The 20,648-nt window shown below is 63.0% G+C and carries 17 protein-coding genes; 5 read left to right on the top strand and 12 right to left on the bottom strand.

What is annotated here, in order from left to right:
• Positions 1-27: 27 nt before the first annotated feature.
• Positions 28-801: an SDR family oxidoreductase gene (locus ACORQT_RS23295; protein ID WP_444859288.1), complete on the bottom strand. Its 774-nt coding sequence runs from the start codon at positions 799-801 to the stop codon at positions 28-30.
• 434 nt (positions 802-1,235) lie between these two features.
• Between ACORQT_RS23295 and uspB the strand changes: the two genes are divergently transcribed.
• The gene (uspB, locus tag ACORQT_RS23290; RefSeq protein WP_004930978.1) at positions 1,236-1,571 is read left to right on the top strand and encodes a universal stress protein UspB; all 336 of its coding nucleotides are present in this window, start codon (positions 1,236-1,238) and stop codon (positions 1,569-1,571) included.
• 73 nt (positions 1,572-1,644) lie between these two features.
• Here the strand turns inward: uspB and pitA are convergent, their stop codons facing one another.
• Positions 1,645-3,147 carry an inorganic phosphate transporter PitA gene (pitA, locus tag ACORQT_RS23285; protein ID WP_033645348.1) on the bottom strand — a complete coding sequence of 501 codons (1,503 nt, stop codon included), beginning with the start codon at positions 3,145-3,147 and terminating at the stop codon, positions 1,645-1,647.
• A gap of 300 nt (positions 3,148-3,447) precedes the next feature.
• Between pitA and ACORQT_RS23280 the strand changes: the two genes are divergently transcribed.
• The gene (locus tag ACORQT_RS23280) at positions 3,448-4,647 is read left to right on the top strand and encodes an NAD(P)/FAD-dependent oxidoreductase (protein WP_164057857.1); all 1,200 of its coding nucleotides are present in this window, start codon (positions 3,448-3,450) and stop codon (positions 4,645-4,647) included.
• Between the two features lie 29 nt (positions 4,648-4,676).
• Here ACORQT_RS23280 and add read toward each other — a convergent pair whose 3' ends face one another.
• Together add and ACORQT_RS23270 are read right to left on the bottom strand one after the other, a co-directional pair.
• Entirely contained in the window at positions 4,677-5,477 is an 801-nt protein-coding gene (gene add, locus ACORQT_RS23275) for an adenosine deaminase (protein ID WP_232091489.1), read from the bottom strand.
• A 202-nt stretch (positions 5,478-5,679) separates the two neighbouring features.
• A complete protein-coding gene (locus ACORQT_RS23270; protein ID WP_033645346.1) occupies positions 5,680-6,621 on the bottom strand; it encodes a nucleoside hydrolase in 942 nt (313 codons plus the stop codon).
• Between the two features lie 158 nt (positions 6,622-6,779).
• Here ACORQT_RS23270 and ACORQT_RS23265 point away from each other — a divergent pair, with 158 nt between their 5' ends.
• The gene (locus ACORQT_RS23265) at positions 6,780-7,463 is read left to right on the top strand and encodes a Crp/Fnr family transcriptional regulator (protein WP_164057858.1); all 684 of its coding nucleotides are present in this window, start codon (positions 6,780-6,782) and stop codon (positions 7,461-7,463) included.
• Here ACORQT_RS23265 and ACORQT_RS23260 read toward each other — a convergent pair.
• From ACORQT_RS23260 to ACORQT_RS23245, 4 genes are all read right to left on the bottom strand, one after another.
• Positions 7,460-7,879 (bottom strand): VOC family protein, encoded by a 420-nt coding sequence (locus ACORQT_RS23260; protein WP_033651779.1) that lies wholly within the window; start codon positions 7,877-7,879, stop codon positions 7,460-7,462. The two genes, ACORQT_RS23265 and ACORQT_RS23260, sit on opposite strands and share 4 nt — an antisense overlap.
• Before the next feature lie 143 nt (positions 7,880-8,022).
• Positions 8,023-8,439, bottom strand: coding sequence for an SRPBCC family protein (locus tag ACORQT_RS23255; protein WP_089192434.1), 417 nt, complete (start codon positions 8,437-8,439; stop codon positions 8,023-8,025).
• 38 nt (positions 8,440-8,477) lie between these two features.
• Positions 8,478-9,275 (bottom strand): SDR family NAD(P)-dependent oxidoreductase, encoded by a 798-nt coding sequence (locus tag ACORQT_RS23250; RefSeq protein WP_033645342.1) that lies wholly within the window; start codon positions 9,273-9,275, stop codon positions 8,478-8,480.
• 110 nt (positions 9,276-9,385) lie between these two features.
• On the bottom strand, positions 9,386-10,339 hold the full coding sequence (locus ACORQT_RS23245) for an aldo/keto reductase (RefSeq protein WP_444859287.1): 954 nt from the start codon (positions 10,337-10,339) through the stop codon (positions 9,386-9,388).
• A gap of 141 nt (positions 10,340-10,480) precedes the next feature.
• Here ACORQT_RS23245 and ACORQT_RS23240 point away from each other — a divergent pair, with 141 nt between their 5' ends.
• Entirely contained in the window at positions 10,481-11,380 is a 900-nt protein-coding gene (locus ACORQT_RS23240) for a LysR substrate-binding domain-containing protein (RefSeq protein ID WP_033645340.1), read from the top strand.
• 33 nt (positions 11,381-11,413) lie between these two features.
• Here the strand turns inward: ACORQT_RS23240 and ACORQT_RS23235 are convergent, their stop codons facing one another.
• Genes ACORQT_RS23235 through ACORQT_RS23225 form a run of 3 tightly spaced genes read right to left on the bottom strand, consistent with a single transcriptional unit; the run spans position 11,414 to position 17,786 of the window.
• Positions 11,414-13,606, bottom strand: coding sequence for a virulence factor SrfC family protein (locus tag ACORQT_RS23235; RefSeq protein ID WP_089192436.1), 2,193 nt, complete (start codon positions 13,604-13,606; stop codon positions 11,414-11,416).
• Entirely contained in the window at positions 13,603-16,548 is a 2,946-nt protein-coding gene (locus ACORQT_RS23230; RefSeq protein WP_197802251.1) for a virulence factor SrfB, read from the bottom strand. The genes ACORQT_RS23235 and ACORQT_RS23230 overlap by 4 nt, the downstream gene beginning before the upstream one ends.
• Positions 16,548-17,786 carry an SrfA family protein gene (locus ACORQT_RS23225; protein ID WP_164057861.1) on the bottom strand — a complete coding sequence of 413 codons (1,239 nt, stop codon included), beginning with the start codon at positions 17,784-17,786 and terminating at the stop codon, positions 16,548-16,550. The genes ACORQT_RS23230 and ACORQT_RS23225 overlap by 1 nt, the downstream gene beginning before the upstream one ends.
• A gap of 297 nt (positions 17,787-18,083) precedes the next feature.
• On the opposite strand from ACORQT_RS23225, the gene ACORQT_RS23220 reads away from it, so the two are divergent.
• Entirely contained in the window at positions 18,084-18,998 is a 915-nt protein-coding gene (locus ACORQT_RS23220) for a DMT family transporter (protein WP_033645389.1), read from the top strand.
• On the opposite strand, the gene pdxR is transcribed toward ACORQT_RS23220, so the two are convergent.
• Positions 18,995-20,488 carry a MocR-like pyridoxine biosynthesis transcription factor PdxR gene (gene pdxR, locus ACORQT_RS23215; RefSeq protein WP_444859286.1) on the bottom strand — a complete coding sequence of 498 codons (1,494 nt, stop codon included), beginning with the start codon at positions 20,486-20,488 and terminating at the stop codon, positions 18,995-18,997. The genes ACORQT_RS23220 and pdxR overlap by 4 nt on opposite strands.
• Between the last annotated feature and the right edge of the window lie 160 nt (positions 20,489-20,648).

Genomic DNA, 20,648 nt, shown 5'->3' with positions numbered 1-20,648 from the left:
CGGGGGCGATAGGTGCCCCCGCCGGGTTTATTTGGTGGTGTAGCCGCCGTTGATCAGGATGGTTTGGCCGGTTATCCACCAGCCGTCGCTGACCAGATGACGGATGAACGGCACCACGTCTTCGATATCGGTCAGGCCGGTTTGGCTGAATGGCGACAGCGCCGCCGCCGTCTTGTGGTAGGCCACGGCGTCCGCGCCTTCCGCCGGGTAGAAGAACGGGGTATCCATCGGGCCGGGGCCGACCGCCGTCACGGAGATGCCGCGCTCGCCGAACTCCTTGGCGGCGGCGCGGGTGAAGTGCTCCACCGGCGCTTTGGTGCCGGCGTAAGCGGGGTAGAACGGCGTGAAGGCGCCGAGCAGCGAGGTGACCAGCGTGCAGATTTTGCCGTTGTCGTTAAGGTGCTTACCCGCTTCTTTCAGGAAGAAGAACGCGGTTTTGGCGTTGACCGCGGTCATCTCGTCGTACTCGGCTTCGCTGATGTCGATCAGCGGCTTTTTCAGCACCTTGCCGACGGTATTGATGGCGATATCCGGCTTGCCGACGGCGGCGACAGCATCGGCGAACAGCTTCTCGACCGCGCCCGCCGTGGTCAGATCGGCCTGCAGCGCGACGCCTTGCGCCCCGGCGGCCTGAATGGCGGCGACGGTTTTCTCCGCCTCGGTTTTGGAGGCGGCGCTGTTGTAGTGGATCACCACCGCTTTGGCGCCTTGCTCAGCCAAATCGCGCGCGATCAGCCCGCCGAGGTTCTTGGCGCCGCCGGCGATCAGGACGGTTTTTCCCTTGATTGAATGGTTTGCCATAACAGTTTCCTTGGATAAGCGTAACGGAAACCTGAGTCTAGCCAGCGTGGGGGGAAAGATCAGCGGCGTGGCGCGGGATAGACTATCCATAAAAACAGCCTAATCGAAAACGGGCGGTTATCGCTTATAACGCCCCGGCAGGTGACTTTTCGGCACAGGGCGGTAAATTTTATCCACTGCTCAGGCCAGTTTGCGTTTCATTAACCTACAATGATGGATATGGGCCTCATCATTTCTCCTCTGAGTAGAACCATGCCGTGCAAATCTCATCGTGCGGTGCGGCAACGTCTTCGGGGGCGGTGGGTTATGGGCGTGGCCCGTGCAGGCAAAAAAAGGGGATGAGAGCGGTAAGCTCCAGCAGAGTATCGGGTAATGAGGTAGGGCGGTTGGACCCGGCGGATGGCCGCGGATAACAACGCCTTGAGGGGGCAATCATGATCAGTACCGTCGCGCTGTTTTGGGCCTTGTGTGTGGTGTGTGTGGTTAACATGGTGCGGTATTACTCTTCTCTGCGCGCGCTGCTGGTGGTATTGCGCGGCTGTGACCCGCTGCTGTACCAATATGTCGACGGCGGCGGCTTCTTTACCGCCCACGGCCAACCCAGCAAGCAGCTGAGGCTGGTGCGTTATATCTTCGCGCAGCGCTATGTCGAGCACCACGATCCGGAGTTTATTCGCCGCTGCGAGCGGGTGCGCGGGCAGTTTATGCTGACTTCGGCCCTGTGCGGCCTGGTGGTCATCTGCCTGATAGCGATGATGATTTGGTATTAATGCCTTTCTGTTTCCCTTGATGCAGGCAAAAAAAAGGCGGCCATGCGGCCGCCTTCCTCATGATGCTTGTCGCTTAGATCAGCTTCAACGCGACCCAATACAGCGCACCGGAAAGCAGAATCGAGATTGGCAGGGTGAGCACCCAGGCCAACAGGATGTTCTTCACGGTTTTGCTCTGCACGCCGCCGCCGTCCACGATCATCGTCCCGGCAACCGCCGAAGAGAGAACGTGGGTGGTGGAGACCGGCATGCCGGTATAACTCGCCACGCCGATCGACAGCGCCGCGGTCATCTGGGCCGATACGCCCTGGGCGTAGGTCATGCCTTTCTTGCCGATCTTCTCGCCGATGGTGGTGGCTACGCGTTTCCAGCCCACCATGGTGCCGAGCGACAGCGCCAGCGCGACGGCGACGATGATCCACATCGGCGCGTACTCGACGGTCTGCAGCAGATCCTGACGCAGGTTCTTCAGGAAGCGCTGATCGGCGGATGAGGTTTCCGGCAGCTTGGCGACTTTATCCGCCGTGTCGGTCACGCACATCAGCAGGCGGCGCAAATGGCTGCGCTGCTCAACCGTCAACTGATCGTAGCTTTGCAGGTTGGTCAGCATGCCCTGAGCCAGCTCGATCGCCGGCATGGCGCGCGAACTGTCGCAGTGGAACTCGGCCGGTTTGCCAGGCGTGGCTTCGTCATCCGGGCTTGGCACCAGCGGCGTCAACGACACCGCATGCGACAGCGCGTCGCCGTGCTGCTGGTAATATTGCTGCAGGTGGGTCACGGCGTCACGCGTACGGGTGATGTCATAACCGGTTGCATTCATATTGACCACGAAGCCGGCCGGGGCAACGCCGATCAGCACTAGCATGATAAGGCCGATGCCTTTCTGACCGTCGTTGGCGCCGTGCGAGAAGCTGACGCCAATCGCCGACAGGATCAGCGCGATACGGGTCCAGAACGGCGGCTTGCGTTTGCCGTCGACCTTTTCACGTTCCGCTGGGGTCATGTGGATACGCTGGCGTTTCTTGGTGCCACTCCAATAGCGGCGCAAGGCGAACACCATCACTCCCGCCACCATCATGCCGACCAGCGGCGAGAACAGCAGAGAAAGGAAAATGCCAATCATTTTCGGGACGTTAAGCGCATCCACGACCGAAGTGTGGGTCATCAGGGCGTTGGTTAAACCGACACCGATGATTGCGCCTATCAGCGTATGGGAACTGGACGCCGGCAGACCGAAATACCAGGTGCCGAGGTTCCAGATGATTGCCGCCAACAGCATGGAGAAGACCATGGCTAATCCGTGTGCTGAACTGACGTTCAACAACAGATCGGTAGGCAACAAGTGGACGATGGCGTAAGCAACACTCAAACCGCCGAGCATTACGCCAAGAAAGTTGAACAAACCTGCCATCACGACCGCAAGTTGCGAGCGCATGGCGCGGGTATAAATAACTGTAGCGACCGCATTGGCCGTATCATGAAAACCGTTGATGGCTTCATAAAACAACACGAACAACAATGCGAGAATTAACATCAGGCCGGTATGGAAATCCAGGCCAGCGAACAAATGCAGCATAAGCGTTACGCCAGTTTGTGGACATGAACGCCGCGCATTATCAGTGACAACCGGTGCCGGGGAAAAGGAAAATATGACGTTTTTTTGATTTGGACATGACGAAATGGTGGCGTGTCTATAACAAAAATATGGAATATCAACGCGTTAATCTGCTCTGACCTCTGTAATATTTTCTTACTATGGCGTTGGCGGCGCGGGGGCTTTACAATCTGCCGCCGTGAATTTGGCGGTGACCGGCGGCGAAACGGCGTAATATGGCGCTCTTTTGTCGCGATTGTGGTTTTGATAAGTGAGGCTCAGGTGGAACAGTTTGATGTCGTAGTGATTGGGGCGGGCGCCGCCGGCATGTTTTGCGCCGCGCAGGCGGGGCAACTCGGTTGCCGCGTGTTGCTGCTCGACAACGGCAAAAAACCGGGCCGCAAGATCCTGATGTCCGGCGGTGGGCGCTGCAACTTCACCAACATGTACGCCGAACCGGCGGCCTATCTGTCGAACAACCCGCATTTTTGCAAGTCGGCGCTGGCGCGCTACACCCAGTGGGACTTCATCGATCTGATCAACCGTTACGGCATCGCCTACCATGAAAAAACGCTGGGGCAGCTGTTCTGCGACGATTCGGCGCAGCAGGTGGTGGATCTGCTGGTCAAAGAGTGCGAGCTGGGCCAGGTGACGATGCGCCTGCGCAGCGAAGTGCTGGGCGTGGAGAAAACCGAGAACGGCTATGCGCTGGCGCTGAATGGCGAAAAAGTAAGTGCTCGCTCACTTGTGGTGGCCAGCGGCGGATTATCCATGCCGGGGCTGGGCGCCTCGCCGTTCGGTTACAAGCTGGCGGAGCAGTTCGGCCTCAGGGTGCTGCCGACGCGCGCCGGGCTGGTGCCGTTTACCCTGCATAAGCCGCTGCTGGAGCATGTGCAAACGCTGTCCGGCGTGTCGGTGCCGGCGGTGATCACCGCCGAGAACGGCGTCAGCTTCCGTGAAAGCATCCTGTTCACCCATCGCGGCCTGTCCGGCCCGGCGGTATTGCAGCTGTCCAGCTACTGGCAACCAGGTGAGTATGTGAGCATTAACTTACTTCCTGAGCTTGATATGGCGGGCTTCCTTGAGGAACAGCGCCTGCAGCACCCGAACCAAAGCCTGAAAAACACCCTGGCGCTGCACTTGCCGAAGCGGCTGGTGGAATGCTTGCAGACCCTGGGACAACTGCCGGAGGCGACGCTGAAGCAGCTGAATGCGCCGCAACAGGCGGCGCTGGTGGATCTGTTGCAGAACTGGCGCGTGCAGCCGAACGGCACCGAGGGTTATCGCACGGCGGAGGTGACGCTCGGCGGCGTCGACACCAACGAACTTTCTTCCAAGACGATGGAAGCCCACAAGGCGCCGGGGCTCTATTTTATCGGCGAAGTGGTGGACGTGACCGGGTGGCTGGGCGGTTACAACTTCCAGTGGGCCTGGAGTTCGGCCTGGGCCTGCGCCCAGGCGCTGGCGGCGCAGGGGCGGTAAAACGCCGCTTGGCCTTGAAACGCGCCGGGTCACATCGACCCGGCATTGAGCTGACTCATTAATTTAATTTTAGTATCGCCGTCGAGAAAACTCGCCTCCAGCGCCTGTCGGTTGCTGCGGTTAAAATCGTCATCCTGCCAGCCGAAGGCGTCATGCAACAGCTGGTACTCCTTGTTCAGCGTGGTATCGACGACGGTGCGCGCATCGGTATTCACGTTTAGCCGCACCCCCCACTTTTTCAGCCGATCTATCGGATGATCGTCGATGCTGTCGAACAAATTGCAGGTGAGATTGCAGCTGGGGCATATCTCGAGCAGGACGCCGGTGGCTACCAGGCGCTCGACGAGCGCAGGGTCCTCGATGCTTCTGACGCCGTGGCCGATGCGTGACACCTGCAGCCTATCTAGCGTCTCCCGCACGCTGTCGGGGCCCTTCGCCTCGCCGGCGTGGGCGATGACGTTGCCGCCGGCGGCACGCACGGCGCGAAAGGCCGCCACATGGTGGGTCAGCGGGTAACGCGCTTCATCGGCGGCCAAATCCAGCGCCACCACGCCGCTTCCCTGATAATCGATAACCAGCTTCGCCGTTTGCAGGCTGGTGGCCGCGTCGAAATGCCGCAGCGTGCATAGGATCAGCCCGGCGGCGATGCCGTAAGCCCGCGAGGCGTTATGCATGGCCGCCAGCACCGTCTCGACCACCGCTTCACCGCTTAACCCCAGCCGGGTATGCAGCAGCGGCGCGAAGCGCAGCTCGGCATAGATGACATTATCCGCCGCCAACTGCGCGAATAAGTCCTCGACGGCCAGCGTTATCGCCTGGCTTGTCTGCAATAGATCTATTTGCGGCGCTATCTTGCTTAGAAAGTCCCCCCAGATCGGCGCATCGTTTCGGCGCGACAAATTGCCGATTAAATGCCGTTCTGGTTATTTGCGGGTCGACCTTTTTTAAATAGTGGTAGCTTAAACAGGTATCCAAATGGACGTGTAATTCCACTTTCTTCAATTTTCTTGGATCGAATTTCATGCGGGTCACTTATTTCATTAACGGCTGAGATAACAACGAGAACAGTTTTTCTTTAAACAGGCCGGGCTTAATGCGGGTAATCACGCGCGCATTGGCCGGTTCGCCGGTAAGCTGAGTGGAATCGATGACGTAATGGCCGTAAGACCTCTCACTTTTATATTCTACCCATGAATACGCTTCCAGACTGGTCTCGACGATATCCGGATAGAGCGCCACCGCCATGGTGGTCGGATCGGGCAAATCAAACCCTTTGCGTTCGGTGCGCCGTGCGTTGAACGCCATCAGCGCGCGATTGCAGCGCACGGCAAAGCGTCCCAGTTCGCCGAGGTTATTCAATCGTTCTATATCGCGTTCGTCGATAAAGGCTTCCCCCATGCCGATCTCCCAGCCGACGAGAGTGAGCGGCAGCCCGGCAGTGAGCACCAGATGCGCAGCCTCGGCGTCGGCGTAAAAATTAAATTCGGCCAGCGGGGTGATATTGCCGGGCGTCAGTCCGGAACCGCCCATGACATACACGCGCTTCACCTTTTCGGCCAGCGCGGGCGCTTTCAGCACCGCCATCGCGAGATTGGTCAGCGGCCCCAGGGTGACGATTTCCAGCTCGCCCTTGAGCCGTGCGGCGCAGTCGATGATGGCGTCCACGGCATGAACGGGTTCTACGGCCAAGCGTGGGGTCGGCAAGGCCATGTCGCCCATGCCGTCTTCACCGTGAATATGGTGCGAGTGATAGCGCGTGCGAAACAGTGGTTTCGCCATGCCGGCGTAAACCGGAGGAGCATAGGTTCCCGCTTTTTCCACGCAAATGAGCGCATTTTTGACGCAGTGTTCTAGCGGGCAGTTTCCGGCGACCGCGGTGATCGCTTCCACTTTCACGCCAGGTTCGCGCAACGCCATCAGCAGCGCAACGGCATCGTCGGAAGCGGTATCGGTGTCTATCAGAATGTGTCGCATGGCAATCTCCTCGTAGGGGGTACGGAGAAAATACCCAGGCGGCCCAAGGCAAAAAAGGTCAGATGTCCTTTTTCGTTCTGAAGCGCGTCGGCTATGCTGAACGCAGTCGAAAGCGAGGAGGCAAGACGTTTAAGGATGAGCCTTGGGAGTGAATCGCCTTGAAAACGGTCGGTGACAGCAAGCTAAAAGAAGCGTTCATTGAGGTTCACGATATGCAAACGGCGCTTTCGCCCACGCTGCTCGCCGCACTGCGCCTGGTGAGCGTCGAAGCCGGCGAATACCTGGTGACGCAAAGCGATCGTTTGACCCACCTGTTTTTTCTCGTGCAGGGAAAATTGCAGGTTGAGAATTTTGATGTGAATGGTGCGCACATTGTCTTTTCCTTCGAAACGGATTTCTCGGTAATTGGCGATCTGGAGCTGTTCTCCCAGGCGCAGCGCACGCTGTTCAGCACCGTGCAGGCGGTGACCGACGCGCTGCTCCTCGCGGCACCGATAGAGGTCATCAACAATCACGCCCTGAGCGACCCGGCGTTTCTCACCTTTATCTGCCGGCAATTGAGCAATAAGCTGCTGAATTCCTCCTTGCTGCATGCGAACGGCGTTTTGACGGCGGAATATAAACTGCGAAAATTTTTATTGTTCAAGATAAAGAGCGAAGGGGAATTGATTGAGCTGGAAAACCGGGAGGCGCTGGCGGCGAGATTGGGCATCTCCGTCAGACAGCTAAGCCGCGCGTTGGCGCAGCTCGCGGCGGAAGGCATCATTCAGTTTAAAAACAAATCACTGCGGGTGACTGATCGCCAACGGCTGTCTGCTATCGAAGGTAACCAAAGCGGTTAATCGAGCGCCGGCCCTTTCAATTCCACGCGATTGCCGTCCGGATCGCTGAAATAGATGGACGGCCCGTCGCCTTCCGCGCCGTAGCGCGATTCGGCGGGATCAGCGTCGATCCCCTGCGATCGCAGGTAGGTCAGCAACGCGTCTTCGTTGAACGGATCGATGCGCAGGCAAAAGTGATCGACGTTCTGCTGTCTGGCATCGGGCGGCATGCCGCCTTTTCTTCCTAGCATGCCGTTGACGTCCACCAGATCGATCATGGAGGCGCCGGCGCGCAGGTGCACCAGCCCCAAATCCGGCCGCTGTTTGGCGATATCACAACCGATGACCTGGGTATAAAAACGCAGGCTGTTCTGCATATCGCGCACGCGCAGAACCACATGATCCAACTGTTGCAGGTTGAAAGGGCGCACGGTCATCTCCTCAAATGAACATCTCCTTTACAGCATAAGCGGCGATGGCGGATTTATCCTGTTTCGCGGCGTTGCCGCTTCGCGCGGCCAAACCAAAAAAAACGGCCGATGGGTGCAGCCATCGGCCGTGGGGCTTGAGTGTTCAAGCGTTAACGAGGGAAGTTACCGCTCAGCGCATCCAGGCCGCCCTGGTAGATGCCGCTGAACAGGGCGATGGCCTCGTCGTCGCTGATGTTGACCGGCGTGAAGCTGCCCGACCATTCCACGCGCGCCACGTTGGCGTCGCCGGTGGCGTGCACTGACAGGGTGGACAGATAATTCACCACCGGGAACGGCGCCTGCATGATGGAGTAGCTGTAGCTGCGTTGACGGTTGTCGAACGATTCCAGCCGCTCGATGACGGTGCCGCCGTCGGCGGTGGTCAAAGTGCGCACGCGGCCGCCTTGCGAAATGACGCTTTTCGGAATGAACGGCAGCCAGTCAGGCAGGGCATCGAAGCCGCCGATCAGTTGCCATACGGTGTCGGCGGATGCCGGGATGTCCATAGAGACGGATGTAGTAGCCATTTTCTTTCTCTCTCTTAATATCGGTTTCGGGTACAGGGTTACATTGCCAGCGTATCTACGACGCCGCCGTCGACGCGCAGCGCCGCGCCGGTGGTGGCCGAAGACAGCGGAGACGCGAGGTAAACGGCCAGGTTGGCCACTTCATCAACGTCCGCCGCGCGCTGAATGATGGAGCTTGGGCGTTCGGTTTTAACGAACTCGTCGGCCTGATCGCGGGCGCTGCGACCGGATTTGGCCGCCGCATCCGCCAGCATGTCTTGCAGGCCTTCGGTAAAGGTCGGCCCCGGCAGGATGGCGTTGACCGTCACGCCGGTGCCGGCGAGGCGTTTCGCCAGGCCGTGAGACACCGCCAGGTTGGCGCTTTTGGTGACGCCGTAGTTGATCATGTCCGCCGGGATGGCGACGCCGGATTCGGACGACACGAAAATAATGCGTCCCCAACCCTGCTCGGTCATGCTCTGCGCATAGTGGCGCGCCAGCCGCACGCCCGAGAGGACGTTGACGTTATAAAAGTGCATCCACTCGCTGTCGGGCACGGTAAAGAAGTCGTTATCGTTGAAAATGCCCAGGTTGTTGATCAGCACGTCGGCTCTCGGTTCCGCGGCGAACAGGGTTGCAGCCCCGTGTTCCGTTCCGAGATCGGCGACCACGCCGCGCACCTGCGCGCCGGGCACGTTGGCGCTGATGTCGGCGATGGCGTTATCAACCCCGGCTTTCTGACGGCCGACGATCACCACGGTGGCGCCCGTTTTGGCGAGCCCGCGCGCGATGCCGAGGCCGATGCCGGAGGTGGAGCCGCTGACGACGGCGACTTTGCCTGAAAGATCCAGTTTCATCATGTATCTCATCGAGTTAATGGGGGGAATGGGGCCATGCGGCCCCATAAAACTTAACGAATCGGCAGCGGCGCGTTGTCGGCCACCAGTTTCTGACGGCGCATTTCGGCCTAGAATTCAGCCGGGATAACGGCGTCCAGCGCAGCCAGATCTTCGGCCATGCGGCCAGGGCGGCTCGAACCGGGGATCACGGCGGCGACCGCGGGGTTAGCCAGCGAGAACTGCAGCGCGGCGGCTTTGACGTCGACCTGGAAGCGAGCGGCGATCGCTTTGATTTGCGCCACTTTCGCCAGCACCGCCGGGGATGTTTTCTGGTATTCGTAGTGCTCGCCACCGGCCAGCACGCCGGAGTTGTAAGGGCCGCCGACGACGATGTCGACGTTGTTCGCCAGGGCTTCCGGCATCAAACGTTGCAGCGCGCGTTCATGATCCAGCAGGCTGTAACGGCCGGCCAGCAGGAAGGCGTCCGGCTGCGTTTCGCTCAGGCCCAGCGCCAGTTCGCAAGGCTCGACGCGGTTGACGCCGAGGCCCCAGGCCTTGATCACCCCTTCTTCACGCAGACGGGTCAGCGCGCGGAAAGCGCCGGTGCGGGCGATGTTGAACTGTTCAATCCAGTTGTCGCCGTAGAAATCCTGGGCCGGATCGTGGATCCAGACGATATCCAGGCGGTCGGTTTTCAGGCGCTTCAGGCTGTCTTCGATGGAACGCAGCGTGGCGTCGGCGGAGTAGTCGTTGACTATTTTGTTCTTCAAGCCGTGTTCGAACAAACCGCCTTTCTCGCCCAGATCGCGGGCGGAAGTGTCTTCTTCTTCGTCCAGCATGATGCGGCCCACTTTGGTGCTCAGCACATACTCGTCGCGTGGGTAGTGCGACAGCACTTCACCCATGCGGATTTCCGACAGGCCGGAACCGTAGAGCGGCGCGGTGTCGAAGTAGCGGATGCCCAGATCCCAGGCGCCGCTGACGGTGGCTTGCACGTCGTCTTGCGGGATGTTGCGGAACATATTGCCGAGTGGTGCGCCGCCCAAACCGATCTTGCCGGGTAAAATATTTCTGATGCTCATGTCAGGTCCTCAATACGTTATCTTTTCAGGGAAATTGGGGGGCGCACAGTGCGTCTGCCCCGTCACGAGGCTAAAGATAGCGTGGCAAGTTGTGACTTGATAGGACATAATTTGTCTAAGTTAAGTCCTTTGAGGTCTCATATGATCGATTTACGTCAGTTGAAATACTTCGTCGCGGTGGCGGAAGAGGAGCACGTCGGCCGCGCTGCCGAACGGCTGCACATTTCCCAGTCGCCGCTGAGCCGGCAGATTTCCCAGCTTGAGGAACGTCTCGGATTGATGCTGTTTGAGCGCAATCAACAGCGCATTCGCCTGACCGCCGACGGCCAGACGTTTCTGGCCGAAACCCGCGCGCTGTTGACGCACGCCAACCGGCTCGAATCGCTCGGACGCCGCCTGGGGCGGGGTGAAGATGGCGGGCTGTGCATCGGCTATATCGAAAATGCGATGCACTCCGGCGTCTTGTCGAACGCCTTGCGGTCGCTGCGGGTGTCCCGGCCGGATGTGCACATCGTGCTTTACAGCCAGCCTTCTTCCATGCAGCTGGAAGGGCTGCGGCAGCGTAGCCTGGACGTGGCGCTGGTCAATACGGCGCCGGATCGCGACGATCAGGATTTGGACTATACGCAGGTGTTGGACGATCGCATGTTGCTGGCCCTGCCGCAGACGCATCCGCTGGCGGACAGGGAAACGCTGCAGCCGGCGGATCTCACCGATCAGGCCTGGATCTCGGTGATCCACAAAGAGGATGCCCATTCGCGCGACGATTTCGTGGCGGCCTGCGTGAAGGCCGGGTTCGATCCGGATATTCGGCTGGAAGCGGGCGAGCCGCTGACGGCGTTGGGGCTGGTCGCCGCCGGGTTGGGGATGACGCTGATCCAGCACAGCCTGCGGCATAACGCGCCGCAAGGCGTGGTGCTGCGCGAGCTGCCCTGGATGCAATACACCACGCAGCTGTGGGCAGTGTGGCACAAGGCCAACCTGCGCCCGCTGGTCACCCACTTTCGCGAAGTGATGTCGGCCGGGCCGGCCTGCCACTGATCGCGCGGCGGCGTCCGGCCCGGATGGCGCCTGCTACGGCGCAGCGCGCAGGGCCGCGACGATCGCCGCCAGTTCGGCGCGCTGCTCGTCTGCCAGCGCGGGCTGCGCCTGCGCGGCATTCTCCGCCAGCAGGGTTTGCAGGCCGATCAGCCAGTCATAGATATAAAACGCGGTATTTTTGGTCGGCGTCGGCGCCAGCCGGGTTAGCCGCTGCTGGCCACTCCAGTCCACCGCCGGCTGCGGCGGCGGGGTAAAGATCGGCTGGCCGGGATTGACGCGGCTCTCGGGGCGCGTGGCCGCATCGCGCCGCTGGAAGCCGAGCCAGGCGACGAAGTCGCCCAGTAGCGCCAGCGCCTGGCTGATCTGCCGATCTTCACCCTGTTCCGGCAAGCTCCCGGCGCACAGCGCGCGCTCCAGTTCGTCGTCGAGCCGCAGGCGGCAGGCGGCGCCGATCAGCGCATCGACCAGCAGTTCGAGGTGCGGCCTGTCGACGCCGAGCAGATCCAGCAACCGGCGGCTGTCTGGCAGCGCGCGCAGATGGTTGACCCAGTCGGCGAAGATCCGCGCGGCGAAAGGCGATGCGGGCTGCTCGCCGGGCGCCGCAGGGTCTTGCGCACCGAACAGATCGATATCCAGCCCAAACGGCGAAGGCGGCGTCGTCTGGGACGGCGTCGTATGCTGCTGTTGCTGATAAAGCTGGCGCAGCGTATCGCGCTGGGGCAGCAACCGTTCCAGCAGTTCGCCGTGGCGGCCGGCCTGCGCCTGCAACGCGCGCAACAGCTGCTGGGCGCGTTGCTGCGCCGCGTGCGGATCGGCGGCGGAGAGCCAGTTGCCGAGCAGGCTTTCCGTCAGCTCGCGCTGCAACTCTTCACGCTGTTCGAGCAAGCGCGCTTGTTTGTGGGCCGGGCGCGCCTGTGCAGCCAGGTAGTTCACCATCCGGCGGCAGTCCTGTTCATCCAGCGCCAGCAGCGTGGCCCAGCTGTCGCCGGGCTCGCCGACCTGACGCTGGACGGCATCGTCGGGCCGCGCTTTGCCTTCCTGACGCAGGTCGAACGGCGTGATCGCCCAGATTAAACCGGGCTTGCGGCGCTGGCGCAGCGCCGGGGTTTCCCCCTGGGTGTGGTTGACCCAATCGGCGAGCGCCTGGCCGACGCGCGCGGTGTCCTGCGGCGTGGCGGCGGCATCGGTCACCAGCAGCAGGCTGGCGTGCAGGCCGTCGGCGCAACGGGCCAGTAAATGGGCGCGCTTCGCCTGCTGCAGACGCTGCGCCGGCTCTGCCTGCGGACAGATGCGGCTGCCGGGCAGGTCGATCAGCGCCACGTCGGCGGGCAAGCCTGCCTGCGTCGTCTGCGGCAGCAGGGTGGTCACTTCTGCGGTCAGCCAGGCCAGATCGCTCAGTGCGATCTCCCGTTCATCGCCGTTTTCGGTCATGACGGCGATCGTGGCGTTTTCCGGTGCGGCGCTTGCGGTCAGCAGCGCCAACGCACGGCGCGGGGCATGAATCCGTCTGCTGCCGTCGAGCGCCTGCAACGCGTGCGCCAGCTGGCGGTAACGCGCCGTCAGCGTCGCTTCCTCTCCCCACAGCGGCGCAAACAGGCGCGCGCGGTCATCGATGCTCAACTGCGGCGCCAGCGTCACCGCCTGCGGCCAGAAGTGCCTGTCGAGCGTGGATTGCTCTTTGTCGCCGTGGCGGCGCAGGCTGTCCCACAGCGCCAGTACGGCATTGCCGTCGAGGCCATCGATGGCGATCGCCTGTCGGTGGCGCGTCAGCGCTTGCAGGTGGTCGGCGATGGCGCGGGCGTCCCAGTCCGTGCGGAAGCCGCTCATCGCGGCGGCGTCAATCGTCATGGCCAACCACTGCGCTTCATCGAGCAAGGCGAGGGCGATCGGATAATCGGCGGGCCCCGCCTCGGCCGCCGTGCAGTAGCGCACCGCGAGCGAAAGGTCCGCGTCGAAGCGCTTCGCGCCGGGCGCCAGCGCCGCCAACAGATGGGCTTTGGCGGCGGCGTTGTGGCCATATAAACCGATGGCGACCTGCGCAGACCGTGTGTTTTCCAACAGTGCGGCGCGGTTATGGCAACGCCGCAAACGCTGTATCAGCCGATCGGCTTCCCGCTCCAGGCGGGCGGAGTGACGGCGTGCGGCGTCCACCCAGTCGATCGCCTGCAAAATGCCGGCGCTGAGCGCGTTATTCGGAGCCGCTGGGGCGAGGGTTTGCGTGTTCATCGTGGGTAAATGCTCCCGCTGTCTATCCAGTAGTGGGTCGCACCGGAGGCGCTGGCAGCCAGGGTATTGAGTTTCAGTTGTAGGTGGTGCGCCGGGACGGGGCTGCCGTCGGCCAGCAGCGCCTGGGCGATCTTGACGCTCTCGGCACCCTGCTCGGCGCTGGCGGTGATGGCCAGCCGCAGGCCGATCACCGCGTCGCCGGCCAGCTTGCGCGCCAACTGGGCGTCATTGATGGTCAGCGTATAGAGCGGCGAGGCCGGCCAGCGTTCGTTGTCCAGCTGGCGGAAGCCCAGACGCAGCGGGCCGCGCAGCTGGAAGCTGCCGGCGGGATCGAGCGCGAAATCGGCGCGATCCAGATCGATGTCGCGGTAATAGACGTTATCGTCCGCCAGCATGTTGTTGCCGTCCAGCATGCCCAGATAGCGAATGGTGGAGTAGGGCTGGAAATCGCCGACGTTGAAGTAAAAGCTCTCCAGCCGCAGATCGATCGCCAGCAGGCACAGCATGGCGCCCACGGCAGCGGTGGATTTCGGGTTGTCGATGCGGCCGCGTTTGTTGAATGGGTACCAGCTGCGGGTGTGGTAGCCCTCGAGCGGCAGAATGCGGCTGGCGGGCAGCGGCTGCAGATGGCGCAGCAGCGCCTGCACGCCGGGGAAGCGCGCCGGGCGGCCGGTCAGCAGCAACACGTCGCAGGTGTACAGCGCCACCACTTCGGCCAGCAGGCGCAGACAGCGGCCGATGCCGATGCGATCGGACAAGAAAGCGGCGTGCAGGTCGGCCAGACGGATCACCAGCGGGGTGTGCAGGATATCGAAGGCGTCGCTGTCGGCTTCGCGCTGCACTTCGCCGTTGATAAACGCCAGCACCTGCGGCGTCGGCCGCTGCGGCAGCAGATCGCCGAGGCCGGCGGCGATTTCCGCGCGGCTGTCCAGCGGATCGTACTGCTCATAGGCGGCGAGCAGCGCGCGTCCGGCGGGCATGAAGATCTGCAGCGCGGCCTGTTGACGCAGGGTGGAAAGCCCGTCCATGCGCCCTTCGTTGCCGAACAGTTTGTCCATCAGCGCCGCAGCGGCGCTCACGCCGGCGGCCTCGAACGCCTGTTGCACGGCGGGCAAGACAAACTGCTGGATGATGTCCAGCAAGATATCGTCGCCGGCGACCTTAAAGCCCTCGCGGAACAGCAGGCGCGGGTTGATTTTGATGTTGTTGCCTACGCCGTCATCGAGCGAGTAGTGCGTGATCGCCAGATCGGTGGTGCCGCCGCCGATGTCGATGGAGGCGATGCGCAGCGTCTTGCCGGGCTGTTCACCCGGCGCCAGCGGCCGATCGGGCCGAGCCATGGCGGCGAAGAAGGCGTCGGTGCGGCCGGCGAAGTTCACCTGGGTTTCGTTGTACAGATAGACCATCTGGCCGCAGGTGGCTTCGTCCCACTCGATCTGCACCTGCGGCGCCGGGAAGCGAGTGTGCGCGCCGTCGAACAGCGCATCCTGCGGGTGCCAGCCGAGGGCTTTCCACACCAGCCCGATCGCTTCCTGCATGCGGCGGCGGAAGATCTCCCGCTCCGGCTTCGGCATCGCCGACGGCAGCGTCAGGATGATGGCGCGTAAACGGCGCGGGGCGGCGGCGTTCGGCATGCGGCTGCGCTGGGCGATGCTGTTGATCTGCATCAGCGCCTGCGCCAACAGCTCGCTCAGCATCAGGCTCATCACCGCGCTGCGGCTGTAATGGGCGGCGAACACCGGCAGCCGTTCGGCCGTCGGCAGGGCGGACAGCGGCACGCCCTCGTCGTTGATCAAGGTGGTCAACGGCGCGGCGGCGGCCATCGGCTCGTGACGCTCGTTGAAGCGCCAGCCGGGCGCATAGCGCTCTTCGTCCCACAGATAGCGGCGCGGGCTGGAGATGCCGGTAGTGCCTTCATGCCCTTCGCGTCGCTGCGCCAATTGCGCGGCTTCACGGCCGACGCGGGTGATGGACGGCCATTGGAAGGCGTCGTCGCGTCCGCTCTGGAAGGACAGATGCGGCTTGCCGAACGCGGCCCGAGAAAACTCCACCCGGCTCTCGAACAGTTCGTTGTAGATGTGATGCGGTTCGGACAGCGAGCGCAGCTGCAGCTCATAGGTTTGCTTCAGGCCGTTGCTCTCTTCCGGATGGTCTTCGACCAGCACGCCGCAGGTGTGAGAATTGCCGACGTCCAGCACCAGATCGACGTCGATCGCCGGCTGTTGCAGCGTCGCCGCCGCCATTTTTATCTGCGGCACCGTCAGCTGATGGCCGAGCATGTGCAATAGGTTGAGGTAGTGCGCCTGATACTCGAAGGTTTTCAGCCCGGCGTTGATCTCCGCCTCGGCGCGCTGTTCCCGCTCGGCGGCGCGCTGGCTGAACGCCTCGCGCAGCCAGCCGTCCACCCAGGTCAGATCGAGGAACTCGCCCAGCTCGTGGTTGCGGTGCGCCAGCGCGAAGCTCAGATCGGCGCCGAGATCGCTCTCGCCCGGCGCCAGCGCTTCCTGGCCGGGCACGGCGGCGCGGGTATCGAAGGCCAACACCACCCGCAGCAGGTTGCCGTCCTGATCCGGTTCATCCAGTTGCACCACCTGCAGGCGAGCCCAGTTATCCGGGCCCGACAAAAATATCCCCGAGGCGGTATAGCGCAAGAACGGCAACGGCAGCCAGAGCTTATCCAGCAGGCGCAGCGACTGCTGCAGCGGGTAGCTGAACTCCGGCCGCACCACTTCGGCGGCTTGCCCGCCCTCGGCCGGCAGCTGATATTTGCCGCTCTCGGCCTCCCATTGCAGGCGCAACAGCGGGCCGCTGGCGGTCTTGCGCACGAATTTGCCGGGAAACTCGGCGTCCAGCCGCGGGGGCAGGGCAAAGTCCATAAACTGAATGCCGCTGTCCTGAATCAGCGTAATGCCGTGTTTGTAGTCCGTAAGGGGTGCCAGCATCATTTACTCTCGCGCTTGAACGTCATGGGATAGGTGGTGTCCGCATCGTAGCGGCCGGTGCATTCCGCGGCCCCGGTCTCGCCCTGGCGGCAGACGATTTCCGGGATCTGGTAGCGGCTGCCGTCGCTGCAGCGCGCTTTGGTGCGGCTGTTGATCACCAGATTGCCGGACTGCATCAGCCCGGCCTCGACCGCCACCCGGCAGGTGACGCCGTCGCCGTAGGCGATGACGGCGCTGCCTTTGCCCGCGTTCAGGCGGTATTGCAGGCTGGGGCGCTTGCCGGTGATCGGATCTTTCAGCGCCACCGTGGCGCGCCATTTGCCGTTAAGGAAACGGGTGGAGCCGGCCTTCACCGCCTCGGGCGGCAGCACCAGCGCATTTTTGTCCGCCGGCTGTGGGATGACCGGCGCCGGGGGCGGCGGCATCAGCGTGGCGTGCGCCAGCGGCAAGCGCAGCTCAGGCAACGGCGCGGCGATTTTTTCCGGCGCTGCCGGATGGTGCACCTCAGCCGGCATCGCCGGTTGCGGCGGCGGTGAGCGGTGCAGCCAGGCGGCCAGCGCCGCGCTGCCTAGCAGCAGTACCGGCAACAACCACAGCGCGTGGCGTCGACGCGGGCGGACAACGGCGGGGGATTCGGCGGGCGCCGTCGGAGCGGGCACCGGTTCAGGCTCGGCGGCCGGGGCCGGTTTTACCGGTTCGACAACGGCCGATTTGCGCGGCGCGGCGGCGATCGGCGCCGGTTTTTCCACTTCCGATTCGAGCGGGCGCAGGCAGGCTAACGGATCGTCCGGGCTCTGCGCCTGCGGTTTGATAAAGCCCCAAAAGGTCAGCACCGGCCGATCGTCCACCAGGTAGACGTGGTTGGGATCGGGAATGTGCATCGCTTTGGCCAGCAGCGCGCCGAACAGGCGGTGGCTGGGGTGATCGGTCGCCCGGGTCTGTTCGATCAGGCTGCGGAAGGTCGCCAGACAGTGTTCCAGGTGGCGCACCGCCTGCGCGCGCTGGGCATCGCTTGCCGCCAGCCAGGAGGTCACCTTGCCCGGAAAGGGCGCATACCAGTCGATGCGCGTGCCGCTTTCGTTCGGCTGGGGGATCGCCAGACAGTCGGCGGCCTGCTGCTGTCGGCGAAGACGCAGGGTTTCCCGCAGCTGCTGCGCGCAGGCGTAGATCGGTTGCCCGTTTTCGCCTAAAGCCAGCACATCATCCAAACTGCCACTGCGTAAGAAGGGTTTCACCACGGCGCCGCACCTTGTCCTGTTCTGCAAAAACGCATAAAAGTCCATGATACCCCGCCGGCGATGCCGCCAAACGGCCAAGGACAGCCCGAAAAACGCCCTTCTTTGGCGTTAGCGGCGCACTTTGGCAACCGGCACAGTGAAAATCTCGCTATCTGGACCTGTCTGTGAACCGCTTTATCTGAAAAATAGAACGCAGCCCCGGCAAGCGACACCGGGGAACGATGTTCTCTTTCACTATGACCTCGCCTCGCGGGTTGCCGATTTCGGTATGCCTCAGGCGTGCGGAGCATTCGCATGATGGACAGTCAGTCTGAAAAAACGCTTGTTGTTACCCCTGCTCATCCCGCCGTCGGGCATTCGGCTCAGGGCTGGATGAACGGTTTCCTCGGCATGATTATCTTCAGCGGCTCGTTGCCCGCCACCCGGGTGGCGGTGCTGGAGCTCGATCCGCTGTTTCTGACGGCGATCAGGGCGGCGATCGCCGCTTTGCTGGCCCTGTGCGCGCTGCGGATCACTCGCCAGGCGCGGCCGACGCGGGCCGATTTGCCGCCGCTGCTGTTTGTGGCGCTCGGCGTGGTCATCGGTTTTCCGCTGCTGACGGCGCTGGCGCTGCAGCACACCACCTCGGCGCATTCGCTGGTGTATATCGGCCTGCTGCCGCTGGCGACCGCCGGTTTTGGCGTCTTGCGCGGCGGTGAGCGCCCCAAGCCCGCTTTTTGGGCTTTTTCGGGCATTGGCGCCGCGCTGGTGGGGGCGTTCGCGCTGAGCCAGGGGAGCGGCGGCGCCTGGCAGGGAGATGCGCTGATGGTCGGCGCGGTGCTGCTGTGCGGTTTGGGTTATGCCGAAGGCGCGGTGCTGTCGCGCCGGATCGGCGGCTGGCAGGTGATCTCCTGGGCGCTGGTGGCGGCGTTGCCGTTGACGCTGGCGGCCGCATGGTGGGCGGCGCCGGCCGCTTGGCCCGTCGTCAGCGGCGCCGCCTGGCTGTCGCTGGCTTACGTCTCGGTGTTCAGCATGTGGATCGGCTTTATCTTCTGGTATCGCGGCCTGGCGCAGGGCGGCATCGCCGCCGTCGGGCAATTGCAGCTGCTGCAGCCGTTCTTCGGCCTGGCGCTGGCGGGCTGGCTGCTGCAGGAAACCGTCCAGCCGATGATGATCGCCGTGATGGCCGGCGTGGTGGTTTGCGTGTTCGGCGCCAAGCGCTTTTCTCGCTAGGCCCCGTTGCGGGCGCAGGCGCGGATCACCTCGCCGAGCCGTTCCACCGCCTGCTGCACCTGGCGGTCATCGTAACCGCCCAACCCCAGCACCAGACCCGGCTCACCGTGGCCGGGCGCATACATCGGCGATACCGCCCGCAGCGCCAATCCGGCTTCGTTGGCCTGCTGGGCGACCTGCACGTCGTCGAGATCTTTCCTCAGCCACAGCACCATGTGCATGCCCTGATCGCAGGGCTGCACCCTCCCCAATTCGGCCGGGATGCGCGCGTTGATCGCCTCGATCAGCACCCGGCGTTTCTCGGCGTAGACGCCGCGCATTTTGCGGATATGCCGGTCGAGATACCCTTCGGCGATAAAGGCGGCCAGTACGTGTTGATCCGCGCTGGGCGGGTGACGATCCATCAGGATCCGGGCGCCGCAAAAGGCGTCGACCAGCGGCGGCGGCACGATGGCGTAACCCAAGCGCAGCGAAGGGAACAGCACCTTGCTGAAGGTGCCGAGATAGAGCGTCCGTTCGGGCGCCAACCCTTGCAGCGAAGGGAACGGGTGGCCGGCGTAGCGCATCTCGCTGTCGTAATCGTCTTCCACGATCCAGGCCTGCCGTTCTCTGGCCCAGGCCAGCAGGGCGCTTCTTTTCACCATGCTCATCGGCATGCCCAGCGGATATTGATGCGACGGCGTGACAAAAGCGGCGCGGGCGTCGGCGGCCAGGCGCACGCCGGCGGCGACGTCGATGCCGTCGTCGGCGACGGGCACCCTGATCATGTGCCGATCGCGAAACAGGCTGTTAAAAAGGGCGGTGATGCCAGCGTAGGCGGGATCCTCGACCCAGGCGCTGTCGCCGGCGTCCAACAGGATCTGCGCGGCCAGATACAGTCCCTGCTGGGTGCCGGCGGTGATGAGGATTTGCTGCGGCGTGCAGTTTACCGAGCGGGAACGGCGCACATAATCGCAGATGGCTTCGCGCAGCGGCAGGGCGCCCAACGGATCGCCATAGCCGGATGGGGCGCCGGGGCCGCGCGCCCGGATGCGGTTGCCGAGCCGCCGCCAGATATCGTCGGGCGCGGTATCGCCGATCGGGACCGACACGGTGAATGGCACCGACGGCAGCGCCCGCGCCTGGGCGGCAAAACGCGCCAGATGCTGCGCCTGTGAAGAAAGCGGCACGGCTGTGGCCGGAGCGGTTTGCACCGTAGCGTGTGGCGTGCGGCGCGGCGCCTGATAGTGGGCGACCCGGGTGCCGGAGCCGGGCTGCGGTTCAAGAAAGCCTTCCGCCGTCAGCTGAGCAAACGCCTCCAATACCGTGCCGCGCGCCAGATTCAGCGCCGCCGACAGCCGGCGCGTCGAAGGCAGCAGATCGCCCGCTTTCAGATCGCCTTTGTGGATGGCCCGGCGCAGGGCCTGCGCCAGTTGGTGGCTTAGCTGCCCCGCCTGGCGGTCAATCTCGCCGAGGGCGGGGACGTCAACGACTTGGGCTGTTCTGGGCATGCATTCCGGTCCATATTAAAAAAAGAAATTGCTTAGGCAGAGTAAACCACTTTATCTCGCCATGCATGCGTTGCCGAATTCGCGGTGTCGCGGCATGGCGGTTGTGTCTGCCTCGCCATAATTTAGTGACGTCTGACGATTAATATATAGAGGGGGCATG

Origin of the sequence: Serratia sp. (in: enterobacteria) (genome assembly GCF_052400455.1) — a bacterium.
GTDB classification, from domain to species: Bacteria; Pseudomonadota; Gammaproteobacteria; order Enterobacterales; family Enterobacteriaceae; genus Serratia; species Serratia ureilytica.
Note: the sequence above shows the minus strand (reverse complement) of the source record. Positions and strands in the feature narration are given on the sequence as shown.

Coding starts and splice junctions, on each gene's coding strand:
- ACORQT_RS23295 (WP_444859288.1), bottom strand. CDS start 801: ATGGCAAACCATTCAATCAAGGGAAAAACCGTCCTGATCGCCGGCGGC.
- uspB (WP_004930978.1), top strand. CDS start 1,236: ATGATCAGTACCGTCGCGCTGTTTTGGGCCTTGTGTGTGGTGTGTGTG.
- pitA (WP_033645348.1), bottom strand. CDS start 3,147: ATGCTGCATTTGTTCGCTGGCCTGGATTTCCATACCGGCCTGATGTTA.
- ACORQT_RS23270 (WP_033645346.1), bottom strand. CDS start 6,621: ATGCGACACATTCTGATAGACACCGATACCGCTTCCGACGATGCCGTT.
- ACORQT_RS23260 (WP_033651779.1), bottom strand. CDS start 7,879: ATGACCGTGCGCCCTTTCAACCTGCAACAGTTGGATCATGTGGTTCTG.
- ACORQT_RS23255 (WP_089192434.1), bottom strand. CDS start 8,439: ATGGCTACTACATCCGTCTCTATGGACATCCCGGCATCCGCCGACACC.
- ACORQT_RS23250 (WP_033645342.1), bottom strand. CDS start 9,275: ATGAAACTGGATCTTTCAGGCAAAGTCGCCGTCGTCAGCGGCTCCACC.
- ACORQT_RS23245 (WP_444859287.1), bottom strand. CDS start 10,339: ATGAGCATCAGAAATATTTTACCCGGCAAGATCGGTTTGGGCGGCGCA.
- ACORQT_RS23240 (WP_033645340.1), top strand. CDS start 10,481: ATGATCGATTTACGTCAGTTGAAATACTTCGTCGCGGTGGCGGAAGAG.
- ACORQT_RS23235 (WP_089192436.1), bottom strand. CDS start 13,606: ATGAACACGCAAACCCTCGCCCCAGCGGCTCCGAATAACGCGCTCAGC.
- ACORQT_RS23230 (WP_197802251.1), bottom strand. CDS start 16,548: ATGCTGGCACCCCTTACGGACTACAAACACGGCATTACGCTGATTCAG.
- ACORQT_RS23220 (WP_033645389.1), top strand. CDS start 18,084: ATGGACAGTCAGTCTGAAAAAACGCTTGTTGTTACCCCTGCTCATCCC.
- pdxR (WP_444859286.1), bottom strand. CDS start 20,488: ATGCCCAGAACAGCCCAAGTCGTTGACGTCCCCGCCCTCGGCGAGATT.